Genomic DNA, 15,693 nt, shown 5'->3' with positions numbered 1-15,693 from the left:
ATGGCATTTTTGACCCTGACGAATATCCAGAAGTCCTTCGGGGCGGTCAAAGTCGTTCACGACTTCAACATGTCGATCAACAAGGGCGAATTCGTCTCGTTCCTCGGGCCGTCCGGCTGCGGCAAGACGACGATTCTACGGATGGTGGCCGGCTTCGAGATCCCCACGGGGGGCACCATCACCATTGACGGCAAGGACCAGTCACGCCTAAAATCGAACCAGCGCAATATCGGCATGGTATTTCAGGCCTATGCGCTGTTTCCCAACATGAATGTGTTCGACAACGTCGCTTTCGGACTGAAAGTGGCCGGCAAGCCGAAAGACGAGATCAAAAGCCGGGTCACCGAGATGCTGAAGCTGATCCACCTCGAGCATTTGGCGGATCGATATCCCTATCAGATGTCCGGCGGCCAGCAGCAGCGAGTGGCGCTCGCCCGGGCGCTTGCACCCAAACCGCAGGTGCTCTTGCTCGACGAGCCGCTCTCGGCGCTCGACGCCAAGATTCGTGTTTCGCTGCGCGAGGAAATCCGCCAGATCCAGCGCCAGCTCGGCATCACCACGGTCTTCGTCACCCACGATCAGGAAGAGGCCCTGTCGATCTCCGACCGCGTCGTGGTGATGAACTCCGGCCACGCCGACCAGATCGGCACGCCCTTCGAGATCTACAATCGTCCCTCCACCCGCTTTGTCGCCTCCTTTGTCGGCACGCTCAACCTGATCGAAGCCAAGGTCGTTGATCCTCAAAACAGCACCGTCGCGATCGGCGATCTGACTGTTGCGCTAAAGGAAAAGATCACCGTTCCAGCCGGCAGCACGGTTCAGATCGCAATGCGCCCAGAAGCCGGCTCTATCCTTGCCGGCGCCAAGGGCGACACAACGCTGACCGGTCAGGTCGTGTCGAGCCACTTCCTCGGCTCCGTCATCCGGACCCGTATCAACGTCGCCGGCAATACCGTCTCCTTCGACATGTTCAACGACCCAAGCATCACGCCGCCGGCCATCGGCGATACCGTGTCGCTGAAGATAGACTCTGCGGATCTTCTTATCCTCCAGGCATGAGGTGGAAAAGCCCGCGAGAATGGCGAAGACACGTCGTTACGGCGAGCCATAGGGCCCTCTGACCAAAAACTGATCGCCGGCGCGCGGGAGTTCCACGCGAACGATCCACTTTGTTTACGGAATCATGGAAACATGGAGACCGGTTCGATTGGATGCGCGAGGATCAGCGAATGTGGAAGAAGGACGGAGACGATCTGCCGGTTTCTGCCACCCGATTCATGGACGAATTCATGCGTCTCAAGCGCGGCTCGGTTAGCCGGCGCCACTTCCTCGGCGTCACCGGCCTCGGCCTCGCCACGGCGGCGCTTGGCGGGCCATACGGCCGGCCTTTCATCGGCCATGCCGCCGCCCAGGACCTCGGCCAGCACGTAAATCTCAGTTCCTGGCCGAACTATCATGATCCGGCAACCTTCGAAGCCTTCACTGCCGCCACCGGCGTAGCGGTCCACCTGAGCGTGACGAACTCGAACGAGGCGGCGCTGGAGAGACTGCAGAGCGGTGCCGCCGACTGGGACCTTTTCGTCCCAACCAATCACACGATCTCCACCTATGTGGGTCTCGATCTGATCGAGGAACTCGACCTTACCCGCCTCAGCAACTACAGCGCCGCCAGTCAGAACCTGCTTTTCACATGGGCAGGGCAGGTTTCCGGCAGGACCTATGCCGTGCCAAAGAACTGGGGCACCACGGGCATGGCCGCCAATACCAACAAACTCAGGACGCACATCGCGAGCTGGAAGGAATTTTTCGACACCGCAATGAACGAAGGCAGCGGCCGCACCGTAATCCACGACTACCAGTTGACGACCATCGGCAGCGCGCTGGTATCCCTCGGCTACTCCTTCAACTCGATCGTGCCGGCGGAACTGGCCGAGGCGGAGAAGCTTCTTCTTGAAGTCAAGCCGCACCTGCTTGCGATCGATAGCGACTATCAGGCCACCATGCGCGCCGGCGATGCCTGGCTGGCCATGTGCTGGACCAATGACGGCCTGCAGCTGAACCGCGACATACCCGAAATCGAGTTCGTGCTCGGCAAGGATGGCGGCGAAATCTGGACTGATTATTTTGCCATTCCGAAGGCGGCGTCGAACAAGGTGGCTGCCTATGCCCTGCTCGACTTCCTGATGGATCCAACGGTGGCGGTAAAGGAGCACATAGCCAACGGCGCGCCAACCACCGATAGCCGCGTCCTTGCCCTCCTGCCCAAAGAGATCCGCAGCAACCCGATCATCTATCCGGACGAGGCCGCCCTCACCCCGCTGGAGTTCGCGGCCGCGGTGACTTTGACTGATCCCGGTCGCGTCGACCTGATGGCTCGCTTCAAGGCGGCATGAACGGCACCGCGCATCCGCAAGAAAGCAAATCCGGGCACGAAGGAGCGATCACAACAGTCGCCGCGGTTCACCGTTTGCGATTCTGGCTCAAGGCCTTATGGGCATCGCCTGAATCGGCACGGTAAGGACTTGAATCAGTCTCTCAACACCAGAAAACAATCTACGAGCGGCACTTTCTGAGCCCTCAGCGATCACGCAACCGCTTCATCCCGAGGCGCCGGCACATAGTTCAACACTGGCCCGAGCCAGCGCTCGACCTCGCGGACCGGCATATCCTTGCGGCTCGCATAGTCCTCGACCTGATCGCGCTCGACCTTGGCGACGCCGAAATAGTAGCTGTCCGGATGCCCGATATAGAGGCCCGAGACCGACGATCCGGGCCACATGGCCATGCCCTCGGTGAGCTTGACGCCGGCCTTCGCCTCCGCATCGAGCAGACGGAAGAGCGTAACCTTTTCCGTATGGTCGGGCTGGGCCGGATAGCCGGGCGCTGGGCGGATGCCGGGATAGGTTTCGGCCACGAGTTGATCTGGCGTGAGGTTCTCGTCGGCCGCATAGCCCCAGAACTCGCGCCGCACGCGCTCGTGCAGACGCTCGGCAAAGGCTTCGGCGAAACGGTCGGCCAGCGCCTTGACGAGGATCGAGGAGTAATCGTCGTTAGCCCGCTCGAAACGCTCGGCAATGGCGATCTCCTCGAAACCGGCCGTAACGACGAAGCCGCCGACATAGTCCGCGACGCCGCTTGTCGCCGGCGCGACGAAATCGGAAAGCGCAACGTTGGGCCGGCCGTCGCGCTTCGACAATTGCTGACGCAGCGTGAAGAAGGTCGCAAGCTCCTGGCTGCGGCTCTCGTCAGTAAACAGGCGAATGTCGTCGCCGACCGTATTCGCCGGCCAGAAACCGATAACAGCCCGCGGACGGAACCACTTCTCCTCGATGATCTTGGCCAGCATGGCCTGGGCATCGGCAAACAGGTGCCGCGCCGCTTCACCCTGTTTCTCGTCCTCGAGGATTGCCGGATAACGTCCCTTCAATTCCCAGGTCTGGAAGAACGGCGTCCAGTCGATATAGCGGGCGAGTTCCGCCAGGTCATAATCTTCGAACACCTTCGTCCCGAGGAAGCTTGGCTTGACCGGCTTGTAGCTGGACCAGTCGAGCTTGACGGCATTCTCCCGGGCCCGCGCCAAGGGCAGGCGCTGCTTTTCCGCTTCGGCGCGGGCATGAGCCTCGGCCACCTTGGCATATTCGCTACGCACGCCATCGGTATAGGCCTGCTTGCTGTCAGGCGACAGCAGCGCGGACACCACGCCGACGGCGCGGCTGGCATCGGTCACATAGACCGCCTGCCCCGCCTTGTACTGCGGCGCCACCTTGACGGCCGTGTGCACGCGGCTGGTGGTCGCCCCGCCGATCAGCAGCGGGATGGAGAATCCCTGCCGCTCCATTTCGGCCGCGACATGCACCATCTCGTCGAGCGACGGCGTGATGAGGCCCGAAAGGCCGATGATGTCGACCTGCTGCTCGCGCGCCACTTCGAGGATCTTGGTCGCCGGCACCATGACGCCGAGGTCGATGATCTCGTAATTGTTGCAGGCGAGTACGACGCCGACGATGTTCTTGCCGATGTCGTGCACGTCGCCCTTGACGGTCGCCATCAGCACCTTGCCGGCGGCCTCGCGCTCGCCGGTCCCGCCATTGGCACGCTTTTCCTCTTCCATGTAGGGAAGCAGAACTGCGACCGCCTGCTTCATCACACGGGCGGATTTGACCACCTGCGGCAGGAACATCTTGCCGGCGCCGAAGAGGTCGCCGACCACGTTCATGCCGGCCATCAGTGGACCTTCGATGACATGCAGCGGACGATCGGCCTTGAGCCGCGCCTCTTCCGTATCGGCCTCGATGAACTCGGTGATGCCGTTGACAAGGGCGTGCTCCAGCCGCTTCTCGACCGGAAGCTCGCGCCAGCTCATGTCCTGGGTGCGGGCCTGCTTCTCCCCGGTGCCGCGATAGCGCTCGGCGATCTCCAGCAGGCGTTCGGTGGAATCGTCCCGGCGGTTGAGAACCACGTCCTCGCAAGCCTCGCGCAGGTCCGCATCGATGCTCTCATAGACCGCCAGCTGGCCGGCATTGACGATGCCCATGTCCATGCCCGCCTGGATGGCATGGTAGAGGAACACGGCATGCATCGCCTCGCGCACCGGCTCGTTGCCACGGAACGAGAAGGACAGGTTGGAGACACCGCCGGAAATATGCACCAACGGCATCTTCTGGCGAATGGTGCGGGTAGCCTCGATGAAGTCGACGCCGTAGTTGTTGTGTTCCTCGATCCCGGTCGCGACCGCGAAGACGTTCGGGTCGAAGATGATGTCTTCCGGGGCAAAGCCGGCCTCTTCGGTCAAGAGCTTGTAGGCCCGTTCGCAGATCTCGACCTTGCGCTCATAGGTGTCGGCCTGGCCCTTCTCGTCGAAGGCCATCACGACGACTGCCGCGCCGTAATTGCGGACCAGCTTCGCTTGGGCGATGAAGGCTTCCTCGCCCTCCTTCATCGAAATCGAGTTGACGATCGCCTTGCCCTGCACGCATTTGAGCCCCGCCTCGATGATCGGGAACTTGGAGCTATCGATCATCACCGGCACGCGGGCGATGTCCGGCTCTGCGGCAATCAGGTTGAGGAACTCGACCATGGCCTTTTCACTGTCGATCAGGCCCTCGTCCATGTTGATGTCGATGATCTGCGCGCCGTTTTCCACCTGGTCGCGGGCGACCACGAGGGCCGCTGAAAAATCGCCGGCGGTGATCAGCTTGCGGAATTTCGCCGAGCCCGTGACATTGGTACGCTCGCCGACATTGACGAAGGGGATTTCCTTGGTCAGCACGAAGGGCTCGAGGCCCGACAAGGCCATGAACGGCCGGTGCTCGGCCGGACGACGCGGCGCCTTGCCGGCGACGGCCTCGGCAATCGCTCGAATGTGTTCGGGCGTCGAGCCGCAACAGCCGCCGACCACATTCACCAACCCCTCCTCGGCGAAGCCTGAGATCTGCCGGGCCATGTCCTCCGGGCTCTCGTCATACTGGCCGAATTCGTTCGGCAGTCCGGCATTGGGATAGGCGCAGATGAAGGTGTCGGCGACGCCAGACAGTTCCTGCAGATGCGGCCGCATGGCGTCGGCCCCCAGCGCACAATTGAGGCCTATGGTGAAGGGGTTGGCGTGGCGCACCGAATACCAGAAGGCAGACGGGGTCTGGCCCGACAGCGTGCGGCCGGAGAGATCGGTGATCGTGCCCGAGATCATCACCGGCAATCGGACACCCTTGGCAAGAAAACGCTCTTCACAGGCAAAGATCGCCGCCTTGGCGTTCAGGGTGTCGAAGATCGTCTCGATGAGGATGATGTCGGCGCCGCCGTCGATCAGCCCGTCGATCTGCTCGCCATAGGCGAGGCGCAAGTCGTCGAAGGAGACGGCGCGGTAGCCGGGATTATTGACGTCGGGCGAGATCGACGCCGTGCGGTTGGTCGGACCGATGGCACCCGCGACGAAGCGGCGTCGACCGTCCTCGCGCTCGGCCCGGACTGCAGCGCGGCGGGCGACCAGGGCGCCGTCGCGGTTGAGGTCGTAGACCGCATCTTCCATCTTATAATCGGCCTGGGCGATGCGGGTGGATGAGAATGTGTTGGTCTCGATGATATCGGCACCGGCCATCGCATAGCGGAAGTGGATTTCCTCGATCGCGTCCGGCTGGCTGAGGATCAGGAGGTCGTTGTTGCCCTGCTGGTGACAGGCGCAGCCGATGAAGCGCTGACCGCGAAAGGCGTCCTCGTCGAGCCCGAGCCCCTGGATCTGGGTGCCCATGGCGCCGTCGAGGATCAGGATGCGTTCGCTGGCCGCCTGGCGCAGCGCCCGCATGACCTCAGCCCCATCCCGATTGGCACCTTCCTGGCCGAACAGTGAATCGAGCATGAGCGTACTCCCTTGTTTCAAACGCGACACAGCCAGATCACATAAAGATATCTTTATGTCAACATACGAATGGCCTTCGCAGCTCATTTACCCTGCACACCGGCACTGCTGGAGAAACGCGCGGACGCGGTGACAAGGGTGCAAATTGCCGGTAAGAATTTCAACCGATTAGAACGCCTCGGGAGGATTGCCATGTCAACGCTCACCACCTTTTCGGCCTTTGCTGAAAACTGGAGCGGCCGCCCCTACCATCGCAGATGGCTGCTGGATCAGGCCAACGGCCTGTTCGACTTCTTCCAGTATGGCAGCATCAACCCCAAGGGCGGTTTTCACGAGCTGACGCGCGACGGCAAGCCGCTGTCCACCGACAATCCGGTCCGTGGCATCCATGCCAGCGCACGCATGGTCCACTGTTTCGCCATCGGCGATTTGCTGGGACGCCCAGGGGCCGCGGACCTTGTCGACCACGGCATGCAATTCCTCTGGAAACACCACCGTGACGAGACCCATGGCGGCTATTTCTGGCAGGTCCACGACACGGGCGCCGCCAACGCCTCCAAGCAGGGTTACGGCCATGCCTTCGTGCTGCTGGCGGCTTCCTCGGCGAAGACGGTCGGCCACCCCCTTGCCGACCGGATGCTTGCCGACATCACGGAGGTGATCGAAACCCGGTTCTGGGAGGACAAGCACGGTGCGATCGCAGAGGAATTCGCGGCCGACTGGCAGCCGGTGCCAGGCTACCGCGGCCAGAACTCCAATATGCACCTGACCGAGGCTTTGATGGCGGCCTTCGAAGCGACGGGCGAGCACCGCTATCTCGACAAGGCGACGAGCATCGCCGACCTCCTGATCCGCCGTCGTGCAGCCGAACAGGGCTACCGCGTGCCCGAGCATTTCGACGAGGCCTGGACGATCGACCGCATCTACTACCACCCGAACGAAATGTTCCGTCCGGCCGGCACCACGCCCGGCCACTGGCTAGAATGGGCCCGCCTGGTGCTGCAGCTCTGGGTGCTGGGTGGCAGGAAGCACGACTGGATGCCGGAGGCGGCGCGCGGCCTGTTCTTCCAGTCGATGTCGCTCGGCTGGGACAAGGACAGGGGCGGCTTCTTCTATACGCTCGATTGGGAGAACGTACCCGACAAGAAGATGAAGCTATGGTGGCCGCTCTGCGAGGGCGCCGCCGCTGCCCACTTCCTTAACCAGCACCTGCCCAGCGAATTCCACGAGGAAAGCTACCGCAAGATCTGGAGCTTCATCGCCCACAACAGCCTCGACCACGCGCATGGCGGCTGGCACGAGGAACTGACCGAGGATCTTGTCCCGTCGACCACGCTCTTCGCCGGCAAAGGCGACATTTACCACGCATTGCAAGCCTGCCTCATCCCGCTCTTTCCGGCGACCGGCAGCTTGACGCGCGTTATCCGGGAGACCGGCGGAGCCTTGTAAATCCGCCGACACCCACGGGCGCCTCTTACTCCTGACGCTCCTCGACCAACGTTCCGTCACTCACCATGTCGCTCGGATGAAGAATGACACGATCGCCCTCCGCCAAGCCGCCGATCAGTTCCGCCACCTCGTCATTCATATGGCCGATCTCGACCGGCATCTGCCTCGCCCGGCCGTCGCGGATGGCGAACAGGCTCCACTGGCGGCCATCGCGGAACAGCGCGCTGATCGGCAGTTGCAGCGTCTCGTCGCTCTGCCAGAGCGTCAGGCGCGCATAGACACGGAAGCCGTGCCCAAGGCGCGGATCCTTGTCCACCAGATTGAGCACCAGATTGACCCGCTGCTCCTCGATCCCGAGCGCCGAGACTTTGGTGAAGCCGGCTGGATCGATGCGGCGTACTGTCGCTGACAGGACTTTATCACCGCCCCAGTCGGAGATCTCGGCCTTGGCGCCTGGCGCGATACGCACGGCATCCGAAGACAAGAGGTCGACAGTCACTTCCATGTCCTCCGGGTCTCCGATTTCCGCGATCTTGGTACCGACAGCCACCGGCTGCTCGCTCTTGGCGAAAACCGACAGCACGACGCCGTCGATGGGAGCTGTCAGATAGACACAGCAACTGGTTTCGCGTTTACGGTTCGGATCGCTCGGCGGAATGAGCCGCGCTTCGGCACTCGCAAGCTCAGCCTTGCGCAACTCGATTGCAGCCATGGCCGAGCTTATCTGCGCCTCAAGCACGTCCACATCGTTGCTGGCTTTTTGCAGCTGGCTCTGGGCAAGGAAATTCGTCTTGGCGAGCGTTCGTGCCCGCTGCAGGTTGTCGCGCGCGAGATGCAAGTCGGACTGCAGGCGCTTGAGATCGGTCTCCGCCATCGCGACCGCGGCCCGCGACGCATCGCGCGCCGCGATGAGCTCCGCCTGGCTGCGACTATCGATCAGCGGCGGATCGAGCGGGTGGATCGCCGCCACCACGGTGACGCCCGCCTTCACCGTGTCGCCCTCGTCAAGCACCGTGCGGGCCAAATGCCCGGCGATCGGCGATGACACCGCATAGACCTCGCGCACCCGCGTCACCCCTTCCTGCGAAACCGTGACCCGCATCGGCCCGCGTGTCACCACGCCGACATCGACCATCTGCGGCTTCTCCCGGAGCGCATAGGCAAAGCCGGCAACCATCGCGCCGACCGCGACGACGCCCATGACACGCTTGATCCATTTTCCCTGCATGGGGCTACTCCCTGGATTTCAGAACCGCGATGAGGTCGAGTTCATCGATGCGCCGGCGCACGATCAGCGCCGAGGCCAGCGATGCCCCAAGAACCACGAGGCTCGCAATGGCAAATGTCGATGCGTTGATGAAGAACGGTATGCGGAAGAGATCGCTCTCGATCCCCTCCACGACCAGCCTGGCAAAGCCGTAGCCAAGCAGCCAGCCGAGCGGCTGGGCGGCGAGGATGACCACCGCAAGTTCGGTCATCAGTACGCTGGAGACTTCCGCCGGCGTAAAGCCGAGCACGCGGAGGCTCGCCAGCTCGCGCGCCCGCTCCGAGAGCTGGATACGCGCCGAATTGTAGATCAGGCCGAAGGCGACGATGACGGCCAGCGTCGTATAGACGATCTGGATCATCACGATGTTCTCCTCGATGGTCGCCCGGAAGCGCTCGCGCGACAGCCCGATCAGCATGACGAAGGCCAGCGCCGGTGTATTCTTGATCTCGGCAAAGAGGGCTCCCTTCTCCAGTGCGTCTAGCGAGACACGCGCGCCAGAAATACGCCGGCCGTCGCCGACCAGCCGGTGCAGCGCCTCGATATGCATGTAAGCGTCGATGCCAACCAGGCTCTGGCTGATGCCGGTCACCGGAACCCTTATCTTGCGGTGGTCGCGTTCGACCAGCTCGACCTCGACGCTGTCGCCGACCCTGACGCCGAGCGCCTCGGCGACGCGCCCGATCAGCAGGATGCCGCTCGGCGGCGGCGGAATGGGCCGCATGTCAGCATCCATGATGCGTCCGAGATCGGTGTCGCTGCCGACGCCGAAGATCGTCAGGTCCTTCTTGTTGTGGCGGTTGCGCAGCGTCACCGAAATGGCGCGAAACGGTTCGGCGCGCATCACGCCCGGCAATTGCCGCACGGAATCAAGGGCCGCCATCGACCTGTCCTGATCGAAATAGAGGCTCGCATCCTGCCGCTCCATGCGGAAGAAGATCTCGTCGACCATGTAGCCGATGGCATCCGCCGAAAACATCGAGACAACCAGCAGCGCGACGGAGAAAGACACCCCGAGCGAGGTGAGGAACGAGCGGACCGGCGCCCTGATGATCTGCCTGAAGGCCATGATGGTCAGCTGAGACAGGAACTTCGGCCCGCGTCCGTGCCCCTTGAACAGCGAGCGGAAGCGAAGCGGCGCAGGCGGCTGCATGGCGACGGCCGCAGGCAGCACGACCACGGCCCAGATCGCCCGGATCGCCCCGGCAAAGGCGGCCGCGACGCAGATCCCCGCCGAGATCGCATAGAGGTCGAAACTCTCGCGGAAGATCAGGAAGGGGAAGGAAAAGAAGCGCGCATAGAGCTTGGTCATTTCGCGCCCGGTCCAGTTTCCCGCCAGAAAGCCGATCGCCACGCCGATCAGCGCAATGACGATCGTGAGTTTGAGATAGTGCCACGCCACCTCGGTCTCGCGATAGCCGAGCGCCTTCAACAGGCCGATCTGTTCACGCTCCAGCGTGATCAGCCGTGTGAGGATCATGTTGACCAGGAAGGCGGCGACGAACAGGAAGATAGGCGGAATGACCGCCGCCATCGCGCGCAGCTCATCGAGTTCGTTGGCGAGAAACGTGTCGGAGATCTGGTCTTCGCGCCCATAGGCGCCACGTCCGCCATACTGCTCGAGCAGGTCATCGATGGCGGCCGTGGCAACGTCGAGGTTCGTGCCGCGCAGTGTCGAGAGCACGACATTGTTGAAGGCGTCGCCCATGTCGAAAATGCCTTCGAGGGCCTTGCGCGACATGTAGAAGACGCCGAATTGCCGCGGATCCGGGACCATGTCGCCGGGGCCGATCGTGTAGATATATTCCGGCGACAGCACGATGCCGGTGACGGTCAGCACCTGCTTGCGGCCGTTCATCACGGCGGCAAACCGGCTCCCCTCCTTGAGGCGATGCGCCTTGGCGAAGCTCTCGAGCACGGCCGCCTCGTTGGCGCGCCCCGGTTCGGGGAGCCGGCCGCTGCGGATATAGAGACGGTTGACGCCCGGCTGGCCGCTGTCCGGCAGCGAAACGGCCACGCCGGTCGCCGGCTCGACCATGCCTTCGATGTCGAGCATCACATACTTGACGATGCGAAGCTCCAGCCCGCCGATTTCCTCGATCGCCGCAAGGCGGTCGCGCAGGTGCAGCGGCGCCCGGTTGGCCTCGGCAAAGAGATTGGCAAAGCGATAGCGCTCGTAGAAGACGTCGCGCGTCTCTTCGAGCGAACGGTAGGAGCCGATGGCGATGATGATCGTCGCAACGCCGCAGGCCATCACCAGCGCCACGGCGAGCACCTGGGCCCAGAGCCGGAGCAGGTCGCGGTAGAGCTTGCGGTCGAGCATCGACATGGCGCTACCAGCTCACGGCGGAGGGCGGCAGCCGCACCGCATTGGTCGAGGATTCCTCGATCCGGCCGTCGCGGAAGGAGAAGACGCGATGGGCGATCTGGCGGATGGCGGCATTGTGGGTGATGATCGCCATCGTCGTGTTGAATTCCTCGTTGACACGGCACAGGACCTCAAGCACGAGCACGCCGGTCTTCGAATCGAGCGCCCCGGTCGGCTCGTCGCAAAGCAGCACGTCCGGGCGCTTCACAATAGCGCGGGCGATCGCCACCCGCTGCTGCTCACCGCCGGAAAGCTGCGCAGGGAAGTGATCCATCCGATCCTTCAACCCGACCATTTCAAGCGCCTCGCCGGGATCCATGGGATTGCTAGCGATTTCGGTCACCAGTGCGACATTTTCATAGGCCGTGAGGCTCGGGATAAGATTGTAGAACTGGAAGACGAAGCCGATGTGATCGCGGCGAAACTGCGTGAGCTGCCGTTCGCTGAAGCCGGTCAGTTCGTGATCGGCGCAGCGGACAATGCCCGAGGTCGCACGATCGAGCCCGCCCATGATGTTGAGCAGCGTCGACTTTCCGCTGCCCGAGGGACCGAGAAGGACTGCCATCTCACCGCGTTCGAGCGTGAGATCGACCCCACGCAGCGCCCAGACCTCCACATCGCCCGTGTGATAGGTCTTCGTGACATCGTCAACCTGGAAGAGTGTCTCAGTCATACTGCACCACCGTGGACTCGCCGTGACGATAGTGCAAGCACATCCCTCTCGCGTTGACATCTGTCAACATATTAACGGGCGCTTGCGCATGGCGAGCCGGCCTCGGATCGCGCCGCGCAACGCCCGCTCGACCCGCCTCAGCGGCGGAGACCGGAGCATTTGAGTTCAGAACCGGAAATAAACAATCCCTACGAATTCCGCCGGGGACAATGAAAGGATTAGGCGTTAGAGTGAATTGTCTCGGGAACAATTTCCCTTGGCGAAGTCTTTGGTGGATCTCAGCTATTTACCCTCGGAGGGACTATGAAGCCCATTTTTCTTGTTGCTGCTGCCCTGTTCGCCGCCCCGACCTTTGCCTTGGCCCAGGCGCCCGGACTCGAAGAAACATGCGCCATCGTTGCGCGAAATTTCGAGATGGTCAAAGCGGTGAAGCTTGGCGTGACCCAGTCCTTTCCGGAACTGACACCACCGGGCGTCCGGATGACCTATTCCACGAAACTCGACGCCGAGGACGCGAACATCACTGATACCATCGAATGCCAGTTCGAAAAGGCGAGCGCTCCCTTCAAACTCGTCAAGTTCTGCCTCAACAACACCTGCTACACCGCCGACGAGAAGAATCCGGAACGCCGCCGCCGTTTCGAGGAAGCTCAGTCTCTGCTCGCCAAGCAGAACTGAGGTTCGTTTTGGTTGATCTCGATCTTCTGCGGGCCGACCTCTGAGGAGCGTGTCTGGACTATTCGCTTGTCCACGTGACAGCCGTGGCAAAGATATAGCCAACCCCGTATATGGTGCGAATATGCTTGGTCTCCTTCGCGTCCTCGGCAAGTTTCTTGCGAAGGCGCGAGACACGGACATCCACGCTTCGGTCGAAGGGCTCCTCGCCATTTGAAAAAAGCGATTGCAGCAGAAAATCGCGGCTTATCACCCGGCCCTGGGTATCGAGAAACACACGCAGCAACTCGGCATCGGCCCGCGACAACTGCTGGGCCACGCCATCAGGACGGGTCAGCACGAGGTTGCGAAAGTCGCAAGTCCAACGACCGAAATGGCCGACCTGACGCTGGACGGAACCCGGCGAACCGTCGTCGCGCTCCAGTGAAAGCCCCTGCCGTTGCGTGCGCCTGAGGACGCACCTCACGCGCGCCACGAGCTCGGCCGGGTCTATGGGCTTGGCCAGGTAGTCGTCGGCCCCCTGCTCCAACCCTTTCAGTTTCTCACTGAGAGAGGCCCGTCCGCTGACCACGATTGTCGGTATGCCTTCGGAGCCGAGCGCCTCTCCCAGAAGGGATAGTCCATCGCCATCGGGAAGACCTAGATCAATGATGCACAATGTCGGTCTGCGCCGCTGGAGCGCCAAACGAAACTCTTGCAGGCGCCGATAGTGCTGGACGATGACGCCTGCCTCTTCCAACGCGCGGCAGAATACCGAAGCAACATCGGGCTCATCTTCCAGAAGGTAGATAAGGTCATTCTCATACAAGGACACGGTCCTCCGACTGGGGAGTTGCGACACTGGCAGGCGCGCTCAGCGCGCCGGCTATGGCGGCTGCGTCAACGGGCTTGTGCATAATGGAAACACCGGCTGGCAGCGTGCCTCGCATGGCGTCCGCGCCATAGCCGGACAGCAAAACGATGGGCAGGCAGGGCCGCAGGCGGCGTGCTGCATTTGCCAGCAAAATGCCGTTCATCACCGGCATGGAAACATCCGAAACCACAGCAGCTATGGCAGGAATATTCTGCAGCAGTTCAAGCGCCTCCGCTCCATTCTCGGCCTCGAGGACCTGCGCGCCCGCAGCGACAAGGTCACGGCGCATGACCTTTCGGACCTCCTCGTCATCATCGACCAGAAGAACGAGCACACCTCGAATTGCACTGTCGCCCAGTTCCGCTGCGGCCTCGTCTGCCTGCTCCTCGTTCTTCGGATTCTGGTCCCTTGCCTGTGGCAGGCTCAGCGCAAAGCGCGTTCCCTGACCGGGCTCGCTCTCCACGCAAATCGACCCCCCTGAATCGCTGGTGAACCCCTGGACCATCGTCAGCCCGAGACCGCTCCTTCCTTCAGCGCTCTTGGTGGAAAAGAAGGGGTCGAATATGCGTGACCGCACGGCCTCGTCCATTCCCGCACCATTGTCGGCGACTGTGACCAGCACTGAGCCGTCCGGACCCGCGGCGGTTTCGATCACAATCGTCCCGCCCTCGTTCATAGCGTCTGCGGCATTTATGACGAGATTGATGAGGCTCGTCTCCAGAAGAGCAGGATCGACAAAGGCGACTGGGGTATTTTCGGCAAACTTGAGCACCAATTGTGTGTCTTCGCCGATGGAAGGGCGAACCAGTTTGGCGATATCACGTATGCATTCAGGCACATCCACCCGCGCAGGCGATACCGGCTGTCGCCGCGCAACGGCGAGAAGCCTGCGCATCAAATCGGTTCCCCGACGCGTCGCGCGGATCGCAGGTTCCAGCATGTCGCGCCGTAGGTGCTCATCCTCGATACGCTCCCAGAGCGGCTTGAGATTGCCGAGAATGATTGTCAGCAGATTGTTGAAATCATGGGCAATTCCCGACGACAGCTGGCCCAACGCTTCCATTCTCTGGGCCTGCAGCAGAGCCGCAAAGGCCATCTTCTCGCGGGTCACATTCACGCTTAGCACGTAGAAGCCACTGATGCCCTGGGCTGCGGAGCGGTCGGGGCGCAGGAGCGTGCGCGTCTCGAGTGTCCGCCCATCGGGAAAGCGGATCGGCGTATCGAATGTCTGCGGCTCGCCGCGCGCGGCTTTCTCGAAATAGGGTTCAACATGGGCCCATGTCTCCGGCGAAAGGATCTCGCGCTCGAAACGACCAATGATCTCGTCCGGCTGCTTTTGATAGGCGCGGGCGAACCGTCCATTGACGAAGCGGAAGACGCCGGAGAAATCCACATAGGCGATCCCCGCGGGTACCTCGTTGGCAATCAGGCGCAAACGTTCTTCGCTCTGGCGCAACTCCTCGGTGCGCTTGAGGATGCGGCGCTCAAGCTCGAGCTCGCGCCTGCGCTGGGCGGTGATGTCAGAATAGACCGTGGCAAACCCCCCATCCGGCAGAGGCCAGCCGGATACATTCAGGACGACGCCGTTTGGCCGCACCCTCTCAAGCGTATGCGGCCGGAACTCCCACGCAGCGCGCACGCGTTCCGCGACCATGGTTTCCACATCGCCGGGTCCGTACTCTCCGCGCATTGCATTCCACCGGACCATGGCCTCGAAGGAGGTACCGGGCCTGGACAATTCGGCAGGCAGATCGAGGAGCTTACAGGCTCGCGCATTGACGAATATCAATTTCAGATCGGCGCCAAACAGGGTTAGCCCCTGGTCGATGCGGTCCAATCCAGCCTTGAGTATGTCCAGCTTGCTGTATTCCAGCTCTGGTAGTTCAGCCGTCATCTGCTTCCTCCCAACAGGCGACGCGCCAGACTGGCAGAATTCTGGCGCTCTTGCCAAGCCAATAAGCGGGAATGGAGAATGGATATGCGGATGGGCAGAAAAACTCTGGTAACAATTGTCTTCAAAATTGCAGTCAGCGCGCAGTCGCTTCAATGCTGCGCA

General features: G+C 62.1%; 10 protein-coding genes. 4 read left to right on the top strand and 6 right to left on the bottom strand.

The window, feature by feature from the left end; genetic code table 11:
* Positions 1-1,059 (top strand): ABC transporter ATP-binding protein, encoded by a 1,059-nt coding sequence (locus ACWPVA_RS04310; RefSeq protein ID WP_454286501.1) that lies wholly within the window; start codon positions 1-3, stop codon positions 1,057-1,059.
* A gap of 170 nt (positions 1,060-1,229) precedes the next feature.
* Complete coding sequence (locus tag ACWPVA_RS04305; protein ID WP_454286500.1) at positions 1,230-2,393, top strand: polyamine ABC transporter substrate-binding protein; 1,164 nt, start codon at positions 1,230-1,232, stop codon at positions 2,391-2,393.
* A gap of 191 nt (positions 2,394-2,584) precedes the next feature.
* Here ACWPVA_RS04305 and metH read toward each other — a convergent pair whose 3' ends face one another.
* Positions 2,585-6,352: a methionine synthase gene (gene metH, locus ACWPVA_RS04300; RefSeq protein WP_454286499.1), complete on the bottom strand. Its 3,768-nt coding sequence runs from the start codon at positions 6,350-6,352 to the stop codon at positions 2,585-2,587.
* 192 nt (positions 6,353-6,544) lie between these two features.
* Between metH and ACWPVA_RS04295 the strand changes: the two genes are divergently transcribed.
* Complete coding sequence (locus ACWPVA_RS04295; RefSeq protein ID WP_454286498.1) at positions 6,545-7,801, top strand: AGE family epimerase/isomerase; 1,257 nt, start codon at positions 6,545-6,547, stop codon at positions 7,799-7,801.
* 25 nt (positions 7,802-7,826) lie between these two features.
* On the opposite strand, the gene ACWPVA_RS04290 is transcribed toward ACWPVA_RS04295, so the two are convergent.
* The 3 genes from ACWPVA_RS04290 to ACWPVA_RS04280 are packed head-to-tail and all read right to left on the bottom strand — an operon-like array spanning position 7,827 to position 12,109.
* Positions 7,827-9,029, bottom strand: a complete 1,203-nt coding sequence (locus tag ACWPVA_RS04290; RefSeq protein WP_454286497.1) for an efflux RND transporter periplasmic adaptor subunit — start codon at positions 9,027-9,029, stop codon at positions 7,827-7,829.
* A gap of 4 nt (positions 9,030-9,033) precedes the next feature.
* Positions 9,034-11,397, bottom strand: coding sequence for an ABC transporter permease (locus tag ACWPVA_RS04285; RefSeq protein WP_454286496.1), 2,364 nt, complete (start codon positions 11,395-11,397; stop codon positions 9,034-9,036).
* 4 nt (positions 11,398-11,401) lie between these two features.
* A complete protein-coding gene (locus tag ACWPVA_RS04280; RefSeq protein WP_454286495.1) occupies positions 11,402-12,109 on the bottom strand; it encodes an ABC transporter ATP-binding protein in 708 nt (235 codons plus the stop codon).
* Positions 12,110-12,412: 303 nt separating this feature from the next.
* On the opposite strand from ACWPVA_RS04280, the gene ACWPVA_RS04275 reads away from it, so the two are divergent.
* On the top strand, positions 12,413-12,787 hold the full coding sequence (locus ACWPVA_RS04275; RefSeq protein ID WP_454286494.1) for a hypothetical protein: 375 nt from the start codon (positions 12,413-12,415) through the stop codon (positions 12,785-12,787).
* Positions 12,788-12,845: 58 nt separating this feature from the next.
* On the opposite strand, the gene ACWPVA_RS04270 is transcribed toward ACWPVA_RS04275, so the two are convergent.
* Both ACWPVA_RS04270 and ACWPVA_RS04265 read right to left on the bottom strand, forming a co-directional pair.
* Positions 12,846-13,592, bottom strand: coding sequence for a response regulator transcription factor (locus ACWPVA_RS04270; RefSeq protein WP_454286493.1), 747 nt, complete (start codon positions 13,590-13,592; stop codon positions 12,846-12,848).
* Positions 13,585-15,684 carry a hybrid sensor histidine kinase/response regulator gene (locus tag ACWPVA_RS04265; RefSeq protein ID WP_454286492.1) on the bottom strand — a complete coding sequence of 700 codons (2,100 nt, stop codon included), beginning with the start codon at positions 15,682-15,684 and terminating at the stop codon, positions 13,585-13,587. Before ACWPVA_RS04265 ends, ACWPVA_RS04270 begins: the two co-directional genes overlap by 8 nt.
* Positions 15,685-15,693: the final 9 nt, after the last annotated feature.

The organism is Rhizobium arsenicireducens, from assembly GCF_964021225.1.
This window is presented reverse-complemented; position numbering and strand designations above follow the sequence as displayed.